Source organism: Psychrobacillus soli, from assembly GCF_006861775.1.
Taxonomy (GTDB): Bacteria; Bacillota; Bacilli; order Bacillales_A; family Planococcaceae; genus Psychrobacillus; species Psychrobacillus soli.
The window spans coordinates 77,448-98,906 of record NZ_VDGG01000003.1 but is presented as its reverse complement, the minus strand read 5'-3'; the positions used below and the strand labels follow the sequence as shown (position 1 = coordinate 98,906).

General features: G+C 37.0%; 16 protein-coding genes. 6 read left to right on the top strand and 10 right to left on the bottom strand.

The features are described from left to right. Positions 1-96 precede the first annotated feature (96 nt). Positions 97-2,412: a 5'-nucleotidase C-terminal domain-containing protein gene (locus tag FG383_RS02365; protein ID WP_185907824.1), complete on the bottom strand. Its 2,316-nt coding sequence runs from the start codon at positions 2,410-2,412 to the stop codon at positions 97-99. A 238-nt stretch (positions 2,413-2,650) separates the two neighbouring features. Between FG383_RS02365 and FG383_RS02360 the strand changes: the two genes are divergently transcribed. Beyond that, complete coding sequence (locus FG383_RS02360) at positions 2,651-3,631, top strand: proline dehydrogenase family protein (protein ID WP_142605240.1); 981 nt, start codon at positions 2,651-2,653, stop codon at positions 3,629-3,631. 397 nt (positions 3,632-4,028) lie between these two features. Here FG383_RS02360 and FG383_RS02355 read toward each other — a convergent pair whose 3' ends face one another. Genes FG383_RS02355 through FG383_RS02345 form a run of 3 tightly spaced genes read right to left on the bottom strand, consistent with a single transcriptional unit; the run spans position 4,029 to position 7,207 of the window. After that, a complete protein-coding gene (locus tag FG383_RS02355) occupies positions 4,029-5,105 on the bottom strand; it encodes a PepSY domain-containing protein (RefSeq protein WP_142605239.1) in 1,077 nt (358 codons plus the stop codon). Between the two features lie 40 nt (positions 5,106-5,145). Continuing rightward, on the bottom strand, positions 5,146-6,507 hold the full coding sequence (locus tag FG383_RS02350; RefSeq protein ID WP_142605238.1) for a sensor histidine kinase: 1,362 nt from the start codon (positions 6,505-6,507) through the stop codon (positions 5,146-5,148). Beyond that, positions 6,497-7,207 (bottom strand): response regulator transcription factor, encoded by a 711-nt coding sequence (locus tag FG383_RS02345; protein ID WP_142605237.1) that lies wholly within the window; start codon positions 7,205-7,207, stop codon positions 6,497-6,499. Before FG383_RS02345 ends, FG383_RS02350 begins: the two co-directional genes overlap by 11 nt. 299 nt (positions 7,208-7,506) lie before the next feature. Between FG383_RS02345 and FG383_RS02340 the strand changes: the two genes are divergently transcribed. After that, positions 7,507-8,091: an REP-associated tyrosine transposase gene (locus FG383_RS02340; RefSeq protein ID WP_142605236.1), complete on the top strand. Its 585-nt coding sequence runs from the start codon at positions 7,507-7,509 to the stop codon at positions 8,089-8,091. Between the two features lie 169 nt (positions 8,092-8,260). Here FG383_RS02340 and FG383_RS02335 read toward each other — a convergent pair whose 3' ends face one another. Both FG383_RS02335 and FG383_RS02330 read right to left on the bottom strand, forming a co-directional pair. Beyond that, positions 8,261-9,058 (bottom strand): gamma-glutamyl-gamma-aminobutyrate hydrolase family protein, encoded by a 798-nt coding sequence (locus FG383_RS02335; protein WP_185907823.1) that lies wholly within the window; start codon positions 9,056-9,058, stop codon positions 8,261-8,263. A 77-nt stretch (positions 9,059-9,135) separates the two neighbouring features. Further along, positions 9,136-10,194 carry a branched-chain amino acid aminotransferase gene (locus FG383_RS02330; RefSeq protein WP_425467614.1) on the bottom strand — a complete coding sequence of 353 codons (1,059 nt, stop codon included), beginning with the start codon at positions 10,192-10,194 and terminating at the stop codon, positions 9,136-9,138. Between the two features lie 254 nt (positions 10,195-10,448). Between FG383_RS02330 and FG383_RS02325 the strand changes: the two genes are divergently transcribed. After that, a complete protein-coding gene (locus FG383_RS02325) occupies positions 10,449-12,071 on the top strand; it encodes a hypothetical protein (protein ID WP_142605233.1) in 1,623 nt (540 codons plus the stop codon). A gap of 29 nt (positions 12,072-12,100) precedes the next feature. Beyond that, on the top strand, positions 12,101-13,549 hold the full coding sequence (locus FG383_RS02320; RefSeq protein ID WP_142605232.1) for an S-layer homology domain-containing protein: 1,449 nt from the start codon (positions 12,101-12,103) through the stop codon (positions 13,547-13,549). 100 nt (positions 13,550-13,649) lie between these two features. On the opposite strand, the gene FG383_RS02315 is transcribed toward FG383_RS02320, so the two are convergent. Next, on the bottom strand, positions 13,650-14,993 hold the full coding sequence (locus FG383_RS02315; RefSeq protein WP_142605231.1) for a GntP family permease: 1,344 nt from the start codon (positions 14,991-14,993) through the stop codon (positions 13,650-13,652). A gap of 3 nt (positions 14,994-14,996) precedes the next feature. Beyond that, positions 14,997-16,133 carry a glycerate kinase gene (locus FG383_RS02310; protein WP_142605230.1) on the bottom strand — a complete coding sequence of 379 codons (1,137 nt, stop codon included), beginning with the start codon at positions 16,131-16,133 and terminating at the stop codon, positions 14,997-14,999. Positions 16,134-16,260: 127 nt separating this feature from the next. On the opposite strand from FG383_RS02310, the gene FG383_RS02305 reads away from it, so the two are divergent. Continuing rightward, a complete protein-coding gene (locus FG383_RS02305) occupies positions 16,261-17,355 on the top strand; it encodes a CdaR family transcriptional regulator (RefSeq protein ID WP_142605229.1) in 1,095 nt (364 codons plus the stop codon). A gap of 40 nt (positions 17,356-17,395) precedes the next feature. Here FG383_RS02305 and FG383_RS02300 read toward each other — a convergent pair whose 3' ends face one another. Continuing rightward, complete coding sequence (locus tag FG383_RS02300; RefSeq protein ID WP_142605279.1) at positions 17,396-17,872, bottom strand: C40 family peptidase; 477 nt, start codon at positions 17,870-17,872, stop codon at positions 17,396-17,398. Positions 17,873-18,173: 301 nt separating this feature from the next. Here FG383_RS02300 and FG383_RS02295 point away from each other — a divergent pair, with 301 nt between their 5' ends. Then, positions 18,174-19,874 (top strand): methyl-accepting chemotaxis protein, encoded by a 1,701-nt coding sequence (locus FG383_RS02295; RefSeq protein WP_142605228.1) that lies wholly within the window; start codon positions 18,174-18,176, stop codon positions 19,872-19,874. A gap of 84 nt (positions 19,875-19,958) precedes the next feature. Here the strand turns inward: FG383_RS02295 and gdhA are convergent, their stop codons facing one another. Beyond that, entirely contained in the window at positions 19,959-21,335 is a 1,377-nt protein-coding gene (gene gdhA / locus FG383_RS02290; protein ID WP_142605227.1) for an NADP-specific glutamate dehydrogenase, read from the bottom strand. Positions 21,336-21,459: the final 124 nt, after the last annotated feature.

Here is a 21,459-nt window from a genome sequence, read left to right as displayed (position 1 = left end):
GTCTCCACCACTTTTTTATAGTTAACTATTAGCTAAGAAATTAGATTTCGGTGCAGTTTGGTTATTCCGTTTAGCGAATGGGTGTTACTTTTTTTATTACTTTTTCACATCAACAATTCTACCTTCCGTTTCATTGTTCACAGTTTTCAATGATTGCAATTGTTCTTGAAGGTTTTCCCAATCAGAAAGACCAAGATCTGTTACGCGACCTTCTTTATAGGCTTTTTCAAATACATCGTATCCGTCTCCACCTTTTGCAGTGAAAGCATTTGTCGCAACGACATATTTTTCATCATCTTTAATAACTACATATGAACCGTCTGCAGCTTTATATTTAATAGAAACTACTCGTTGTCCAGATGGTTTAGAAGAATCAAATTCAACTTTTGCACCAGCAACGTGTAAGAAACCACCGTTTTCGCCAGGATATGATTTAATGCTAATTTCGAACGCAGCTTTTAGTTCTGCACCTGTAAGTTCCATCGTTGCTAATGTGTTACCGAAAGGAAGTACTGTAATTACATCTCCTACAGTGATTGGACCTGCTTTAATCTCTGCACGAATTCCGCCACCATTTTGAAGTGCCATCACTACTTTATTGTTGTAAGTTTTAGCTTTTGATAGCATTCCGTCTGTAATAATATTACCTAATGCTGTTTCATTTTTACGTACACTTGATTCTGAGTCATTATTTGCGCGGGGATTTTGTAGCTCCGCTTCTGCTACTACACCAATTTCTTTTTTGTTAATCTCTGCTATTTTTGTAGAATATTTTTTCAATAATTCTGCAGCAGCTGGATCATCTGCTTGATCTTTGATCGGTATTAGTCCACCGGTATGTCCGACTACTTTACCATCTTTGTCAAAGTTAACGTCTAACGTCCCTAAAAATTCACTATATTGAGAAGCCTGAACGATAATTGTTGGGTCTTTCTTTGCTCCATTTTTATCTTTATCTACAACTACAGGTTTTTCAAGTTTCGTATGGCTATGTCCACCTACAATCACGTCGATTCCGCTTACTGCAGCTGCTAATAATAGATCATTGTCATATTCTGCATTATCATCGTAACCGATATGTGTGACAGCAACCACTTTGTTTACACCCTGTTTTTCAAACTCATTTACCATCGTTTGAGCTGCTTTTATATAGTCGGAGAATGTAACATCTTTCGGACTAGAAATATCTGCAGTTTCCGCAGTTGTAAGTCCAAATAAGCCGATTTTTTGTCCGTCTACTTCTTTAATAATACCACTGTAAATTTGACCGTTCTTAGGATCAGTAGAGACGTTTACGTTAAACAATCCTTTTAGATTTACATCTTTTGAAAAATCTACATTCGAGCTAACAAATGGGAACTTAGACTTTTCGATGAATTCTTTTAACGCTTTATGTCCTTCTGCACTTGAACCAAGATCGAATTCGTGATTCCCAAATGTCATGACATCATAATCCATTAAATTCATTAGTTCTAAATCCGCTTGTCCTTTGAATTCATTGAAATATAGAGTTCCAGAGAATACATCTCCTGCATCGATTAATAATGCCAATGGTTTTTTAGCTCTTACTTCTTTAATGGCAGTTAAGCGTTTAGGTGCTTGATCTGTTCTCGCATGCGTATCATTGACATGCATTAAAGATAAAGAAAAATCTATATTTTCAACTGGCTTACTTAATTTCTCTAAGTATGCAACTAGTTCTGTTATTGCCGGAAGCGTTGATGCATTAGGTAGTTTTTCTAATAAAGGTAGTGCTGCTTGTACGATTGCCATTGCTTCTTCCTGTTTACCTGCTGCAAGAAGTCCTTCCACTTGCTTTGCTTTCATATATACAGTTACCGGAATAGCTAGTGCATCTCTTTTTTGGTTAGTGGGGTTTTTATATTGCTCTATCAATAGATCTCGAGCAGATTTACCTGTAAATCCATATAAAATAGCGGTTCTAGACTTTAATTGCACAGATAGTTTATGGTAAGCTTTTTCAATTGCTGCCCAATCTTTTGCAGCTTCTGCTTGTTCGATTTCTTTCATAATAGGATCTAAATATTTGTCCGCATAATTATGAGCATCGATGTAAGGAATAAGGCCCTTTGTTACTCTTTCTGCATACAATTTATCTAAATTCTTTAGTAAGGTTTCTTTGTTTTTCACATCTGACTTCGTGATTGCGTCTTTCGCTTTTTGATAGTTTGCTTTTGCTGTATTTAATGCCGCGTATAAATCTGCACTTGCAGCTAGTTTTCCTGATTGTGCAGGCGTTACATAGGAATACGATGCATTTTTGATGTCTTTTCTTGCATTGTCTACTACCTCTTGTAGTGAACTATTTGCAAATGAAACACTTGATGCAGAAAATAATGATGTTGCGATTATTGCAGCAACTGCTGACTTTTTAACCTTACTATTTTTCATGTCCTACCTCCTGATGAATAATGGAAAAACTAAAACTTTCAGTGATTTATACTAATTTTTACTCACTATTTCAAACTTAACTTAATCTTATAGAAACTGCAAGTTAATATTCTGATAATTCCATGTAAATAGAATATAAATTTTCGAAGTCGAAGTATGACAAATTCTCTCCCCGTAAATATATGCAATCCGAATTTTGTGGTATAATTGGTCATTATACGAAGATGGGAGCATCACTATGTTAAAAGATATTTTTATCGCATTGTCAGAAAATCAAACATTAAACGGGGCAGCAAAAAAATATGGTTTAAAAATGGGTGCACAGCATGTTGTTGCTGGAACAAATATTGAAGAAACGATGGAAAGCATAAAAAAACTGAATGCAATTGGGATCTCTTGTACAGTAGATAATTTAGGGGAATTCGTTTTCGAAAAAGAGGAAGCGTTAGCAGCAAAAGAACAAATTATCGCGGTAATTGAAGCAATTGAAGAGCACCAAGTAGATGCACATATTTCATTGAAGCCATCACAACTTGGATTAGATATAGATTATGATTTTGCGTTAGAAAATTTAAAAGAAATTACAGCAGTAGCAAATAAGTATGGTACATTCATCAATATTGATATGGAATCATATAAACATTTACAACCATCATTCGACATATTGGACGAGTTATCTAAAGAGTACGATAATGTAGGAACTGTAATTCAAGCATACTTCTACCGTGCTGTAGAAGATATTCAAAAATATAAAAACTTCCGCCTTCGTATTGTAAAAGGTGCTTATAAAGAACCTGCGGAATATGCGTACCAAACAAAAGAAGAAATCGACCAAAACTATGTAGAATTAATCGAATGGCATTTACTAAACGGGAAATTCACATCGATTGCTACGCATGACCACCATGTGATTAACCACATTAAACAATTTATCAAAGATAATAATATTTCGAATGACAAATACGAATTTCAAATGCTTTACGGATTCCGTACAGATATGCAACAACAGCTTGCAAAAGAAGGCTATAACTTCTGCACATATGTACCGTTTGGAAGTGACTGGTACGGCTACTTCATGCGTCGTCTAGCAGAACGCCCACAAAACATGAATCTTGTCGTAAAACAAGTTTTCAACAAAAAAACAAACACATTAATCGGTATCGGTGCAGCTGCTTTTGCACTTGGTCGATTAACAAAAAACAATAAACACAAAAGATAAATGACAAAAACTGTGTCGCCATTACTGGCAGCACAGTTTTTTTTGTTTGAACAGTTATGTTACAGGATTGTTACTGGTGCCTGGCACCAGTAACAATCCTGTAACATAAAAGTATATAAAAACACCTCATTCTACGGGGAAAGGTAGAATGAGGTGTTTAGGGTCCTTGTTATCGCTCAAGGAATATATTAAAATCGCCGTAATTTTTATGCCTTCGCTACTCGCTCGTTTTATCGCTTTGTTGCTAACTAAAAACTTCCCCTATTATGCTGAGTTGGTTGAACTCGCTTCCTTCAAACTCGTTCATCAACTTTAATTACTATTCATTTGTTAGTTTCATATTAACGAAACTAAATGAGAATACTCCTAGAGTTTTATTAGAATTTGATGAGAGATTTTATTCCCATGTGACAGAAAGAATTTTCCCAGAAATTGCATGCACTTGGATCGTTGCTTTCGTTTTCTTTTCTTTCGCGCTTTCTTTACTGTCACCTTCAGGGATTGTCGCTTTCATCACGATTAAATAGTAGCCACCCTCATTCGTTTTCACAAAGGAACTACTTTCAACTGTACCTTTTTGTTGCTGTTGCGCCTTTTTAATCGCTTGTTCTTCCGAGATCAATACAGTGGTAACAGTTTCCGGTTTTGTTTCTACTTCCGTTTTTGGGGATTCTGATTGTGCTGCATTTGTTTGAGGAACTTGCACTTGTGCTTGCGTTTCCTCCGACTTTTGTTCTTCTCCCCTAGTAGCTTCCGTCGATTTTGCTGGCACTGGTTTCATCGGTTCTACTTTTTCTTCCGTTCTAGCAGTCTCTTCTTTTGCTATTTCGACTTTTGTTTCCTCTTGTTTACTCGTCTCTGTTTTTAATGTATCTTTGCTCACTTCTTTATTGGGTTTTTCTTCTTCTGCCTTTTCTTCTATTTTAGAAGTAGCAGAGATAATGGACTTTGTCGTCTTATTTTCAGATGGTTTCGACGTTTCTGCTACATCTGCGTCCTTATTCGTAGCTGTCTTTTTTTCACTAATACTAATTTTGGGTTGAGTTTTCACTTGTCCTGTTACTACTTCTTTTTCCGTGTCTTCTTGCTTTTCCGACGTTTTTTCTAGATCAGATTGTCCTACCATTTGAGAAGACTTCTCTGGGATCAATTCAATTGGCCCTTCCGCAACTTCACTCTCTGTTTGAATGATGTATTTATCCGATTGTTTAAGCGAATTTACTTCACCAGTGACCGCGTTCATTTCTACTGAATATACATTACCATTTTTAGTAATGAGTGCTTCGTAAACTGCTTCATTTTTCTTCACACTAGCTACTTCTGCGTCATATGTCTGCTCAAGTTGGGAGCGGACCTCATTTTCCGATATCGACTGATGATCCGTTCTGGTAATTGTTAATAAAAACACAATCGCACCACCGGCTACAATCACCGAAATAATCGATAGAAATCTTTTTAGTTTGAAAAATTTCATTCACGCTTTCCCTCCTCAAATATATCTTAATGTACTAACATTAAAAATCGATGAGAATTTGAGTATTCGGGATAAAAATATGAATGGTAGTGCCAAACCCAACTGTGCTTTCAATTTTCAATTCTGCTGAAAGACGTAGTGCTATATCTTTAGCAATAGCCATTCCAAGCCCTGTGCCACCAGTTTTTCTATTGCGAGCTTCATCTACTCGATAGAAACGGTCAAAAATATGCGCTAAATCTTTTTTCGGAATGCCGTTACCATAATCTAATATAGAAATAGTTACGCCCTTTTCCTCTTCCAAAATAGTCGTTTTTATTTCTTTTTCGCTATATTTCCTTGCGTTATCTAATATGATGAAAAGTAATTGTCTCAGTTGTTCTATATCTGTATTCGCATAAATGGGTCCGTCGCCATTTAATAAAAATTTACGATTATATGCTGTACGCATCGATTGCAACGTAGTTTCTACCAAGTGAAATACGTCTATTTTTTCGAAGTGTCGCAAATGTTGTTCATTACTCTTAGCTAACAATAACATTTGAGCAATCATTTCTTTCATTCTGGCCGTTTCATTCACAATCGCTTGCACCGATTCTTCTGCGATTGCGGTATTGCTAAAGCCATGTCTTGATAGTAACTTTGCGTAGCTTTCAATGACAGTTAGTGGTGTTTTTAATTCGTGAGAGGCATCAGATACAAATTGTTCTTGTTTTTTGAAGTTTTGCTCTAGCTGCTCCATCATTTCGTTAAACGCAATGCCCATTTGTGCCATTTCATCTTTCCCGTTTGGTGGAACGACAATTTTTTTATAGGTTCCTGATAATCTACTTTGTGACATTGTATTTATTAGTTTTTTAATCGGTCTCGTAATTATTCTACCTAACGTTATACTAGAAGCAGTCATGAGTAGCATGCCAACTAACATAACGCTTAGTAAAATGAGACGAAGAAAATCTAAATTCTTTTCAACATCTACTAAAATTTTCATCGTCTGAACTTCCGTCACTTCACCATTTACCCAAATGACTGGTTTACTAATCGTTAAGATTGGGGTCCCTCGAAAAGCTCCGATTGAATATCGTTCCCCTTCTTTAAACTCCGGATAGTAGTTATTGACTCCATCAATCGTTTGCACGAATAGTTTCAATTCCTCATCGCTATCGATGACACGAATAGCCCCATTTGAAGGAATATATGTACGCAAAATAGTTGCGGCGTCTGCTTCCTTACTTATTTTACTTAACGCAGCAATCAGCTCATCCACATCATTATTAAGCTGTTTGTATTCCGTATCAAAAGCCATTTTCTCAAATAAAATGTAAATTCCAACATTCATCATACTTAAAATAACGAGTGTAAGAACGGTCGAAAAAAGATGTATCTTTGTTTTAAGCTTCATCGTTTTTCTTCTCCTTCAGTACGTATCCGACACCTCGTACTGTTTGAATAAGAGAAGACTTCTGATTTTCTTCTAGTTTTTTACGTACATATCGTATATAAACGTCGACTACATTCGTATCTCCATAATAATCAAACCCCCACACCGCATCTAATAGTTGTTCTCTCGTCAACACTTGGTTTGGATGTTTCATCAAATAAAGTAATAGATCATATTCTCGCGGTGTCAAATTGACCGATTCCCCATCGTTTGTTATTTCGCGAGTTTGTTCATTTAATAGGAGTGAATGGAATGTATGTACATTTTTATCTTTTTCCGTAAGAATTGATGAAGTCTTCGAAAAACGTATAGCAGTGCGTACACGTGCAAGAAGCTCCTCAATTTCGAAAGGCTTCGTCACATAATCGTTGGCACCTAAATCTAAGCCCGTCACCTTATCCTCCAAATTACTTTTAGCAGTTAATAATATGACAGGAGTATCGGCCTCCGTTGCTCGAATCCGTCGGAGTACATCTAAGCCATTCAAGCCTGGCAACATCAAATCGAGCAAAACCAAATCCCATGATTTCTCCCTATATTTGATCAATCCATCCGTACCTGTATATGCGATTTCGACAGCATACCCTTCAAATTCCAACTCCAGCTGCAGAACACGCGCGATATTCTCTTCATCTTCAATAATCAGTACATGCTCTTTCATCGAAATTCCCCACTTTCTTTCCCACTATTTTATCACACAACAAGAAAAATAAACCGCTACTATCCGCTTTGTTACAAGATTGTTACTGGTGCCAGGCACCAGTAACAATCTTGTAACATTAGGTGGAAAATAGATTATTTGAAAATTTAATTTTGGTGGTGTTTTTTGGAGGAAAATTGAATTTGGAGTCGTTTTTTCAATTCAAAATGAAATAGTCGCGAAAGAAAGTGAATTATGACAATTGTAGATTTATTTATTTTGTTGTATGGTGTAGTCAAAACGTTGGGGGTGTTGGATTAATGGGTAGAATGAGAAGAGTTTGGCAACCGGAGATTTTTTATCATGTAACGATGCGTGGAAATAATCGACAAAACATTTTTTTGGATGAAGGTGACTTTGCTTTATTTTTTCGTGCGCTGCATTATACCCACGAAAAGTATCCATTTACAATCATTGCTTATTGTATTATGAATAATCACTATCACTTACTCATTCGCTCACCAAAAGTACCACTTTCTAATGTCATGGCTATTATTAACAAACGCTATTCCGAGTCTTTTAAACGGAAATATAATTATTCTGGACAACTTTATGAAACACGTTTTTTTGCCAATATGGTTGTCGATCCAATAAGCTTATTAAATGTGAGTAGTTATATTCATCAAAATCCTTTAGAAACGACTAAGGCGCTTATAGATAAAATGGAGAATTATCCTTATAGTTCTTACCAATATTATGCCAATCAAACAAAAACTAAGCCTAGTTTTATAAATACGCAATTATTGCCTTCTTTTTTAGAACAATATCCAGAAATAGTCGCTGAGAATTATTGCACTTATTGCGAGAATTTTCGAATGGAAGAAGAAAATCCTCTCTTAGTTTGACTTAAGAGAGGACTTAATCAATTACACCTCGGATTAATTACGTCCGGATTTTGAATTGCGCTTAGGCCAGCTTGATGCAGGTCAGTTAGCCGTTGTCGCATGGACGCGGCGATTTTAGCCTGAGTTCCTCTCACCAGCAGTTTTTGATTGCTGAGTCAAGTTAAAAATATCAAGCAATTGTTTCGTCACTGCTAATAAGCATTAGATTGGAACTTGCTACTTTGCATCGATCTACAAAAGCATTGAAAATGGGACGAATAGTGGAAACTGGACCTTCCATCATTTCTGGATGCCACTGAACAGCTACGACAAAACGTTCACCAGTTTCTAGCTCCATTCCTTCAATAATGCCATCTGGAGCCAACATCGTTGCTTTAAAACCTTGTCCCAAATTTTTCACTGCTTGATGATGGAAACTATTTACACCAAGCTCATCCGTTTGATAAATTTCGTAAAGGAGCGAATCTTTTTCTATCGCTACTGGATGGAATGCATGATGTCGCTGTGCTTTAGGGACAGAGTGATTAATGCCTTCTGGTTTTTGGGATGGAAGATCTTGATATAGTGTCCCACCCGTCGCAACAGTAAGTAACTGCATACCCCGACATATACCAAGTACCGGTACATTCATATCGAATAAAACCTTTTGAGCAAGTTTCAATTCATGGGAATCACGCTTTGGTTCTATTAATCCTAAACCAAATTTAGGATACTCCCCGTAATAATTCGGATCCATATCCGATCCACCAGAAAATAAAATACCATCTAATTTGTGCAATAGAGGCGTCAGTGTTTCGATATCTTCCGTAATTGGTAAAATAACCGGTACACCACCTGCGCGCTCAATCGCAACAATATAATCATCTGCAAGCATTTGCCATTCTTGATTTTTTGCACCTATACCTGCTGCTATACCTGCTGTGTCGTCTGATAAATAGTTCGCACAAATGCCAATAAGTGGTTTCACATTACATCCCCCGTTTGATCTAATCTTAGCAAAAAATCGCCGCTCTTCCATTTGGAGGAGCGACAATTTGTTATTTATTACTTTATTTCGACAATCCAACCAAATGGATCTTCAACAGTACCTTTTTGAATTCCAGTTAAAGCATTATATAATTTTTTGGAAAGTTCTCCAGTTTCCCCATTGTTCACATAAAACAGTTCGCCTTTCCAGCGTAGTTCGCCGATTGGAGAAATAACCGCTGCCGTTCCAGTTCCAAATGCTTCATCTAACTTACCATTTAAGTATGCTTCACGAATTTCTTCCATTGATACTTTACGCTCTGTAACCGGCACACCCCAATGTTTTAACAAAGCAATAATCGATTTGCGTGTAATACCATCTAAAATGCTGCCATTTAAAGCTGGCGTTACTACTTCTCCATCAATTTTGAAAAATACATTCATACTTCCGACTTCTTCGATATATTTTCGTTCAATACCATCTAACCAAAGAACTTGGGAATATCCTTCACGGTCTGCAACTTCTTGCGCTTTTAAGCTTGACGCATAGTTTCCAGCCGTTTTCGCTGTTCCAGTGCCCCCAGCAACAGCACGAACATATTCATTTTCTACAAGAATTTTTACTGGATGAATTCCTTCTTTATAGTAAGAACCAACCGGTGACATAATAATGATAAAACTATATGTTTTAGAAGCGGAAACACCTAAATGTGCCTCTGTTGCAATCATAAAAGGACGAATATAAAGAGAAGTACCTTGCTCAGAAGGAATCCACTCTTTGTCTAGCTCAATTAATTGCTTTAATGCTTCAAGTGCAAGATCTTCATCAATATGTGGCATGCTAAGGCGATCGCACGAATTATTCATACGTCTCATATTTTCTTCTGGGCGGAATAAACGAATACTTCCATCCTCAGATAAGTATGCTTTCATCCCTTCAAAAACTGTTTGTCCATAATGCAAAATACTAGCAGATGGATCTAATGTAATCGGTTGATAAGGGACAATTCGGTGATCATGCCATCCTTGCCCTTCTGTATAATCCGCTATAAACATATGATCCGTAAATTTTGTGCCGAAAACTAGTTGTTCTGAAGGTGTCTTTTCATTTTTGTTTTCATTTTGAGTAATTTGAATTTTTAGGCTATTCACAATGTACTTCCCCTATCAATTAATTATTAGTAGATTGTAGCTACAATTTGCGTACAATATATTATATGCAATTATACTACTTTTAAGAAAATTATAAATACCTTTTCGAAAATATTTTTATAGGCTATGATATAACCATTTATACTTGCATTGAAATCCCCACTTTTTAGTAACAATTAATTACTTCTAACCGATATACAAAGTATATAGAAAATACTAAATAGATAGGAGGAATCATTTTGTTTAAATTTACTACATACATACTTACGCTTACGATTTTACTCGTTAGCTGTTTTTCGCCGTCATTTAAAGTACAAGCATCCACATTGGTAAGTGGGATGTTTGTCAATGTCACGTATGAAGAAGTCATTTTGGATAAAAAAACAACAGAAAAACAGCTATCCAAAATCACGTTAATAAATGATAAAGGGAAAACAACTACATTGAACATCGATCCATACGCTTCCCTTTTTATTAATTCCACTCCAACTTCAATCGGAGCATTTAAAGAAGGTATGTGGATAGAAGCTACAGTTGAGTTACGCAATGTAAAAGAACTGAACGGCTTTGCCGATATAGCGCAAGGGAATGACTCGAAATCTATTGAGAAAAGTCTAACTGGCACAGTCAATACTATCGATAGAAATGGCAAATTTATTTCCATTAATTCTAAAGATAGAAATTCAGTCAACTATTATTTGGATGCACAAACACAAGTTTTTAAAGATAATAAATTAGTCGATTTAAGCGTTTTATATGAAGGGGACCGGGTAAAATTAACCCTTTCTGATAACAATTCCACTACACTTTCTACAGTCGAAATAATCCCAGAAGGTATCAAAGTGGAGCAACTATATAAAGGGACTATCCAACAAATAGATACGAAAAAGAAAAAACTCGTCGTAAATGATGAAAGAGTGTTTCGCAACTGGGATTGGCGAAATGGTTCCGGAACCATTAGCTCTAAGCCCTTTACTGCAAAGACGCCCATCTATGTTGCCAATAAAAAAATAGACCCTAGCCAAATCCGAAACTATATAAATAATGAAGTGTATTATGTAACGATTGAGCAACTGGGTCAAGAAGTTATTCAAAAAATGATTATTAAACAATCAAATGAGAGAAATCTACGTGAGAGTCTATACTCGGTAGACACTTCTGCACAAAAAATTAGATTATCGAGTGCTGGAAATATTGCTTATCATAACGGTACAATCATTATTCGCAACGGGCGTTTAGTGGATGCAAGTGCACTCTCACAAAGCGGTGATGCTTATGTGATAACGAACGGCGTTACAACCCATCAATATGCAAATGTGATTCACGTTACAAACGATGGCTTCCAAAGTGCGAATCTATCGAATCATGATGTTTATTTCGGTCAAATAAATACTGTTGGGTCATACCAAGTTACTTTAACGAATGCAAATAGACTTTCTAATAATTATTGGTACGGTGTAGGCTATAGTAATTTAAGTTTCAGTAATGATACCGTTGTAGTAGAAGATAATAATAATTGGACGTCAGATTTTACGAATAGTACTGGTAAATATGCTTATTTCTATGTAAAAGATAATCATATTGTCGCTGCAAGAATTGTAGGGTCCAATATCCCAGCATCCTTTGTTTCGGTAGGACGATATAATGGTTCTTGGTATTGGAACTCGATTCGCATGCAAAATGTCAGCCAGTGGCAAGCAGGTAGTTGGATAGAGACTTCTCCGATTAATAATATGGATACAACCCGAGCAACATTCATTAAAGAAGGAAAAGTGATTTCCGAAAGTGATTTAACACAAAACGATCGACTATTTATTATCCATGATACGTACGCACAAGCTCGTATTATTTTAGTCGATTAATTTATTGAAATGAGGTAAGGAAAATTCAAATGTCTAGTAAAAATATGCAAAAATTATTTATTTTAATGTTAAGTGTTTTATTAGCATTTACATTATTAATCCCAATGGCAAGTGCGAAGGTTCCAGATTTCAACGGTGGTGTTTTGGATGAATATGAGTACGAAGAAGTTTTTTTCTTAGCAGGCTATCCTATTCATTTCACTGGAAAAGCAACTGTGACCGAGAAAGAAAACAAAAATCAGCTAACAGAGACATATAAATTTACGCTAGCAAGTAATGCGGGCGATAAATTAACACGTAATGTTGTATATGTATCGGACTTAAAAAATCATGAAACAAAAGGCCAAACAACGTCCAATACTAGCGTAAAAAGCTATACAGAAAAAGTAATTTTAGCAAATAAAACAACTTATACATTAGACGATTATCAATTTTCTCAAGGATCTGTTGTCGATAATAGACCAGCTACGGACTATTATTCGGGAAATGTGATTGCTAGAAAAATTTATATTAGAAGTGCAAAAGTGGGTAGGAATACCGAAAAAGATAAAATTACTGTTTATATGGACGGACGCAATGTTGGATACAAAAATTTCTGGGGCTCTACTGACACGCAGTTTATTGATTATGAAATTGAAACTCCGGAAGGAACTGCCTTTGTAACTAGTAAAGTTTCGGATAGTAAATCGAGAGTATTAGAATATGAACAACATACCCCTTCTCTTTCAAGCTTTGTAGGAGGGCATTCCGTCATTAGTTCTTCTAATATCGTTTCTGAATATGAGTATAATATCCCTTATTATGCTGGAACAGGCACTATTTATTTAAACAAAGAGAAAACACCGAAGATTGAACGATTGATCGTCCCAAAATTCCGTGACATTGCTAACCATTGGTCCAAGCCAAACATTGAAAAACTATATTCTCTTGGCATATTAGATGAATCTAGTAATTTCTTTTCACCTAATGCAGCAATGAAAAAAGATTTATTCACAGTTGGTGTTGCAAAAGCGGTAGATTTACGTGTATTAGAAGAAAAACCAACGAATAAAAAATCTACGAAAAAAGCATTATTTGAAGACTTAGATATAAAAGACCCTAACTATGTCTATATCGAAAGCGCATTAAATAAAGGCATCGTCAGCCCAGTAAATAAAGAAAAATTTGGTGCAAATGATTCCATCACACGTGCACAGGCTGTTACCATTATCGTTCGTTCCCTTGGGCTAGAAGGACGCGCTCCTACTCCAGGATACACAACAAAATTCATCGACGATAACAAAATACCAAAAGAAGCAAAAGATAGCATTTACGTAGCAAGTGAATTAGGACTAATCGATCCAGATAAAAAAAATCGCATCAATCCTAATGAAGTACTAACAAGAGGAAAAGCTTCACAACTTCTCGTTCGTTACTTAAATTTCTTAGAGTCAGACTTAAAACAAAACTACCGAGACGATATGTTGTATTTCAACTAAAAAAAACCTCCACCAAAAGCTTTTTTACTTTTGGTGGAGATTTTTCGTTTTATGACAGAATTGTTACTGGTGCCTGGCACCAGTAACAATTCTGTCACATTTAGACAAAGATTAGCCAGATGATCATTGTGACGATGATTGTTGTCACACCCTGTAGTAAGGTAGCCATTGTTTGTGCTTTATATGCATCTGTTACTTTCATGCCGCTGAACTGTGTAACTACCCAAAAGAAACTATCGTTCACATGGCTTACTGTCATCGCTCCTGCTCCGACTGCCATTACAACTAAAGCAAGTGGTAGCGCACCTTCAATACCTAGTGTTGGAAGCATTGGTGCGATTAGTGACGATGTAATAACGAGAGCAGCTGTAGAAGAACCTTGTGCTGTTTTCAATGCTGCTGCGATTAAGAATGGTACAAGTAGGAACCAAGCACCGTTTGCAAGTGCCCCTAAATCCATTTGTTGCAATTGATCAGCAACTCCCGAGTTTTTGATTACTGTACCAAATGCTCCCCCTGCACCTGTTATTAATAAAATAGGTGCTGCTTCTTTTAATGCCTCGCCGATCCACCCAGACAAAGTCGTTTCATTGATCTCTGGTAATAATAAGAATGCTGCAAAGACCCCAAATAATAATGCTACAGTTGGTGCTCCTAAAAATTGCAAGAACTGCGTAAGTCCAGATTCACTGCCTGTTAATGCGGCTACTGAACCAATCCCTATTAACACAATCGGCAACACAATTGGTAGAAATGCTTTAAACGTAGACGGCATTTTTCCAAAAGATTTGATTACTTCTTCATAATCAAGTGCTTCCTCGTGATCCGCTTCCACGTCAATTTTCGTGCCGACTTTCACTGCCCAAATATACCCTACAATCACAGCAGGTATCGCTACAAACATACCAACTAAAATGATTGTACCTAAATAGTCTGTAGCCCCGATATTACCCGCTGCGGCAATTGGACCTGGTGTAGGCGGAACTAATGTATGCGTTGCGTATAATCCAGTTGACAATGCAACCGCCATCGAAGCGACTTTCACTTTTGCCCGTTTTGCCAATGATTTTTTTAAGCTCGATAAAATAATAAATCCTGAATCACAAAATACTGGAATCGATACGATATAACCGATAATCGACATCGCCAGCTGTGGCCGCTTCTCTCCTAAAATACGAAGCACTACTTCTGCCATACGATAAGCTGCACCCGATTTTTCTAAAATAACTCCGATAATTGTACCAGCAACGATAACAATCCCGATACTCGTCATTAAACCGCCGAAACCGGCGTTCACATTTTCAACTACCGTAAGTAAAGGCATGCCAGATGCGATACCTACAAAAAACGCACTGATCAAAAGCGCTAAAAACGGATGCAATTTGAACACCGCTGTCAAGAATACAACTAAAAGAACCCCCACTAAAATCACAAAAAATAACATTTGTTACACTCCTTTTTCTATAATGGATTGCATCATTTCTTTCGCTCTACAGCGTAAGTAATATCCCGCTTTCTCCATAGACTCCCCGTGAGAAATTGTACTGTCCACAACACTTGCAAGCTTATAAAAATAAGGAGATAATTGCGGTATACTTGCTTCTTCTATAAATCCTGAAAGTAAAATGACTGGAACCTCCATTTCTTTTCCAATATTCGCAATACCCATTGGCGCTTTACCAGAAAGTGTTTGAACATCTGATTTCCCTTCCCCTGTAATGATGAAATCAGCATCCTTAATTTGCGCTTTAAAATCGATTGCTTCCATGACTACTTCAATTCCTGGTTTTAATGTCACAGGGAAAAATGCAAGAAATGCACCACCTAATCCACCGGCTGCACCTGCACTAGGCTTTCGGTGGAGTGCAATGCCAGTTACATTCTCGATTTTATTAGCTAGATGAAACAAGTTTTGATCAAGCTCGTCTACTAATTCAGTAGTAACTCCTTTTTGTGGTCCAAAAATAGCAGTCGCTCCATTCGGACCAATAAGTGGATTGTCAACATCACAAGCAATAATAAAATGTGATTCTCTAATTCTTTTATCAAAGCTCATAACATCTACTGTATGTAACTCAGCTAACGCTCCTGCACCTTCAGGTAATTCATCCCCGTTTTCATCTAGAAATTTCATTCCTAACGCCCGTAACATTCCCGTTCCACCATCATTCGTTGCACTTCCCCCGATACCGACGACAAACTTTTTATACCCATTATCGAGTGCATGTAATATTAACTCTCCGGTACCAAATGTCGAAGCCATGAGTGGATTCTTTTCTTCATCCTTCAGTAATATTAAACCGGATGCTTTTGCCATCTCGATCACACATGTTTCCCCGTCTCCTAGTACGCCGTATTCAACTCGGATGGGTCTTCCAAGTGGATCAAGCACATCGACTTGAACCGTATGTCCATTTGTCGCCATTATAAGCGGTTCCAATGTACCTTCCCCACCATCTGCTACAGGGAGTAATACAGTTTCAATTATTGGATTTCCTTCCTTTATACCCGCGGCTATTTCACGTGCCGCTTCCATTGCGGTTAATGAACCTTTAAAAGAATCAGGACTGACAACGATTTTCATTAAATCACCTCTATTTAGTTAAGCGCTTACAAATAAGTATATTGCTAGTTTGTAATTTTTACATTATACTTAATGTACAAATTCTCTGTATTATAACAGATTGATTTTTATACTTGACGGAGGTTTTATGATTACAAAACAGCTCGCCAATCAGATCGTTGAACAGACGATGCTTAGGCTACACCGAAATATTAACGTCATTCAAACGAATGGAATGATTTTAGCTTCTGGGGATCGCTTACGCGTAGATAGTATTCATGAAGGGGCCGTTATCGTTGCGGAAACGAGAAAGACGTTATTAATTACAGATGAAAATAATCATTTATTTCCAAAAACGAAACCTGGTATTAATTTACCGATATTTTTTCAACAAGAATTAGTTGGAGTTATTGGAATTACGGGTAATCCCAAAGAGATTGAAGAAATAGCGACACTCGTTCAGCTGACAACGGAAATGATGGTATATCAAGCGTTGATCGCCTCCGAACGCGAGTGGAAAAGAAAAATGCAAGAGATGGTTTTTGAAGAATTAATGAGTGGACAACCTTTACAAAAAGTCATTTTCGAACGAATAAATAAAATAGGGTTCCAAAACAAAGCCCCCTTTCATACTATAATGATTGAACTCAATCCAGAATCTAAATCCTATCAAACGATACTTCAAGGAATCGAACAGTATTTCCACCATAATTCAATATTAGTCGGTCATTATCAATTAAATGAACACTTTATCCTTACTTCCGGATTAGACGAAAAAGTATTTCAGCAAAAAGTAAAACAACTCGCTAGCATACTTCATAAGTACAATGCCTTACCAATTTCGGTAGGTCAAGTCGTTCATTCGCTCGATCAAGTCCATTATTCTTATCAAACGGCAAGAATCGCGCTTGAATATGGACATCGCGCGCAATCTATTATTTATTTTGAAGAAGTGGAACTATATTCACTATTAAAAAAGCGAGACTCACAAGAAGTGCAGCATTTTACCAATCGGATATTAGGGACATTAGATGAAAAGCTACATCTCACTTTACATGCATATTTTATGTGTAATCAACAGCTAGCAGTGTGTGCGGAAACGTTAGAAATTCATCGGCATACTCTTACTTACCGTCTAAATAAGATTCATAATTTAACTGGATATAATCCTACTTTGTTTCAAGACGCCATTGTTTTACAGTTTGCATTGTGGATGAAGGATGGGAATTTTCATAATAAATAAAACCGTTTCAGCATATCGCCGAAACGGTTTGTTTGTATGATTATTTTTTAGCTACAGATACATCGGCAACCTTTTTAGCACCAACGTATTTTTTACCCCAGTAATATGGGTCATTTAATTTATCAACTCGAACACCTTTAGATGTCGAAGCATGAATGAATTTTCCACTACCTATGTACATTCCAACGTGAGAAACGCCTTTACCTGATGTATTGAAGAACACTAAGTCTCCCACAGCTAAGTTTGCTTTTTTCACCGATGTTCCTGTGCTGTACATTCCTGCTGCTGTTCTCGGTAAGTTCACACCATTGTTTTTGTAAATATATCCGATAAAACCTGAACAATCAAATCCTGTCTTCGTTGTTCCACCATAACGATATTTAATTCCTATTAAATTTTTCGCACTTGATACTATTTCATTGGATGCTACAGCGCTTGCTGCTTCTGTATTTCCTGCAAATGTTCCCACGGCTAAAACTACAGTTAAACTAAAGATTGTGATGATTTTTTTAAACATAGAAGTCAAAACTTATGTTCCTCCAAAAGATGTGTATTGAAAAATTCTACTAAACTAGTATTTGTAGTTTTCTCTATACCCATACTAACACGTTCAAAACTAAAATGAGTTTACAGTTGTGTAACAAAACTATTACAAAGAACGTCTAATAGAGTTGGTGCCTGGCACCTGTAATTTTTGTAATAGTCATTTATTCATTGTAAAACATTCACTTGGCATGTATCTTTTATACCTGTTCCTATGGTATAAATAGTATAAAGAAATGATTAGGAATTACCTAGGAACAGGGGAGAGTTTTATTATGAAAAACACACTAACAGTGCATCTTGGATCGATTATTGTTGGAATAATCGTTGCGATGCTGTTAATCACTTCGGTCGCTACTTATAAAACTGCATATGATGAGTTATATAAAGCAGCGGGCATTGAAGCTTACGGCTGTGCCAATATTACAACTGGTTTGATCAATCCTTCCGATATGATCAAAATAATCGATGGTGACGCAACTGCAGTGAATGCCGTTAGTAAGCAGCTTAACTGGACAACTGCACATAAAGATATTTTTGAAACACAGTACATAGTTGATTTAGACGGAAAACTATTAGCAATGGATGATCATTTGAAAGCAGATGGTTACAAAGCTGGCGATCAGTTTTATATAGATAAAGAAGCAACGGATATGCTACTTGAAATGGGACATCCAACATATTCGCAAACATATGAATTCGGTGGAATGAAGCGTCTTTCTGGATATGCACCAATTTATGAAAATCACGACCCTACTGGCAAAATTATCGCAATTAGCGTCATTGATTTCGACGCTTCTATCGTAGCAGATCGAACTTGGGATGTAGTAAGTAAAGGAATACTTACTAGTTTGATCCCACTTATACTTGCTTCGATCATTACGCTATTATTGATTAGAAGAAAAACGAAACCACTTTCGGTACTAATTGCTCATGCGGGAGAAATTGCAAAAGGTAATCTCTCTGTTAAAGATACGAACTTTACAAGCAAAGATGAAATTGGAGAATTAAGCAAAACGCTTAATAGACTTGCTGGAAACTTCCGTGAGATTATTGGTACTGTTCAAACGACTTCTGACCAACTAACACGAAATGCAGAAGAAACAGCAGCTTCGTTAAATGAAATGAAAGATGCCGTACATCAAGTAGCGACGAATATGAGTGAAACGGCTGCATCTGTGTCAGACGGTACATTAACAGCCGAACAATCGGCAACGATTCTACAATCGCTTGCTGAAGATCTTCAAGATTCCAAAATAACTGCCGATGCGAGCGTCGAGAATTCTAAAACTACTATGGCTACAGCAGAAGAAGGCTTAACTCGTGCAAGTGAAATTAGTCGCGATATGGACAAAATCAGACAGGCTTCTATTGAAACGGGTGAAACTATTCAACGTCTAAATGATGCCACGACGAAAATTCAACACATTACCGGCTCCATTGCAGCAATTGCGGCACAAACCAATTTACTCGCATTAAACGCATCAATTGAAGCAGCTCGTGCAGGTGAACATGGAAAAGGCTTTGCCGTTGTTGCAGAAGAAGTTCGAAAACTGGCCGAACAATCAAATAGTGAAGTAAAACAAGTAGAAAAGATTGTTCAAGATATTACAGCAAGCATTCAATCCGTTGTAATTTCTACAGAAGAAAGCACAAAATTAGTGGAAACAGGTTCTACTACGGTGTTGCAAACCTCTCAATCATTAAGCGACATTTCAAACGAAGTTGCTAAAATAGTGGAAGAAATTTCTACCATCTCTAGTAAAGCAACAAACGAAGCGGAAAACTCTAAACAAGTGGTGAAACTCATCCAACAACTAACAGAATCTATTCGCGAAATTGAAGAAGTAACAACATCCATTTCAGCAGCAACTGAACAAACAACCGCCTCTATTGATGAAGTGGCAAACCGCTCAAACGAAACAAGCCATATGGCACAAGAACTACAACAAATTGTTGGCAAATTCAAATTATAAAACAAAGCTCGCTTCCCTCAAAGGAAAGCGAGCTTTGTTTTTGGTGCCAGGCACCTGTAACACTTTTGTAATATTCATGTTGTTTTAATGAATACCATGCGCAACCATTGCATCCGCTACTTTTAAAAAGCCTGCAATATTCGCACCAACAACAAAGTTACCAGGATATCCATAATCTTCAGCCGCATCAAAACAGCTTCTGTAAATATTTTTCATGACTACTTTTAACTTTTCATCGACTTCTTCTACAGTCCAAGACAAACGCATGCTATTTTGCGACATTTCCATTGCAGAAACCGCCACACCGCCTGCATTAGCTGCTTTCCCCGGTGCAAATAGAACACCATTCGCTTGGAAAGCATGAACCGCTTCTTCTGTACAAGGCATATTTGCGCCTTCTCCCACCGCTTTAACACCATTAGCAGTAAGCAATGCTGCGTCTGTTTCTTCTAATTCATTTTGCGTTGCGCAAGGTAAAGCGATATCGCAAGCAACCGACCATATATTGTTGCAGCCTTCATAATATACTGCATGTTTATGAAACTTTGTATATTCTTGAATTCTTTTATTGTCAAATTCTTTTAATTTCTTAACTGTTTCTACATTTATGCCTTCTGGATCATATATATATCCACTGGAATCACTGCATGCTAATACAGTAGCACCTAGCTCGATTGCCTTCTCCATCGCATAAGTTGCGACATTTCCAGAACCGGAAACAATCACTTTTTTACCAGCAAAACTATCGCCTTTTCCTTTTAGCATTTCTTCCACAAAATAAACACAGCCATAACCAGTCGCTTCTTTTCGACCTAAGCTACCACCATGATTTGGATCTTTGCCGGTGAAAACACCCGCTTCAAAACCACCTTTTAAGCGATTATATTGTCCAAACATAAAGCCAATTTCTCGTTTCCCAACGCCAATATCTCCGGCAGGCACATCCATGTCCGCTCCAATATATTTGCTTAGCTCTGTTATAAAGCTTTGCGTAAAACGCATAATTTCACGCTCCGACTTGCCTTTAGGATCAAAATCAGAGCCACCTTTACCGCCACCAATTGGCATACCAGTCAATGCATTTTTGAATGTTTGTTCGAATGCCAAAAACTTCATAATACTGCTATTTACCGTCGGATGGAAGCGAATCCCACCTTTATACGGCCCAATACTATTATTAAACTGCACACGGAAACCACGGTTCACTTGTACCTTACCCGTATCATCTTCCCACGCAACCCGAAACGAAATTACTCGGTCCGGCTCAGTAATACGCTCCAAAATACCATTATGCATAAACTCAGGGTGCTTTAAAAATACCGGACGAAGCGAATCAAAAATCTCACGTGTTGCCTGTAAAAACTCCTTCTCTCCGGGATTACGTTTCTTCACTAACTCATACACTTCATGCACATAATCATTCGCTCTACTTTTCTGTTCTTGTTCTCTCAATAAATCCATATTTTTGCCCCTAACATTTTCATTCTTTTATCCATTATCTCGAATCTTCTAAAAACATTCAACATAAACATAAAACACAGTTAATAAATATACAAAAAATGTTACAATTATGCGTCTTTAATAG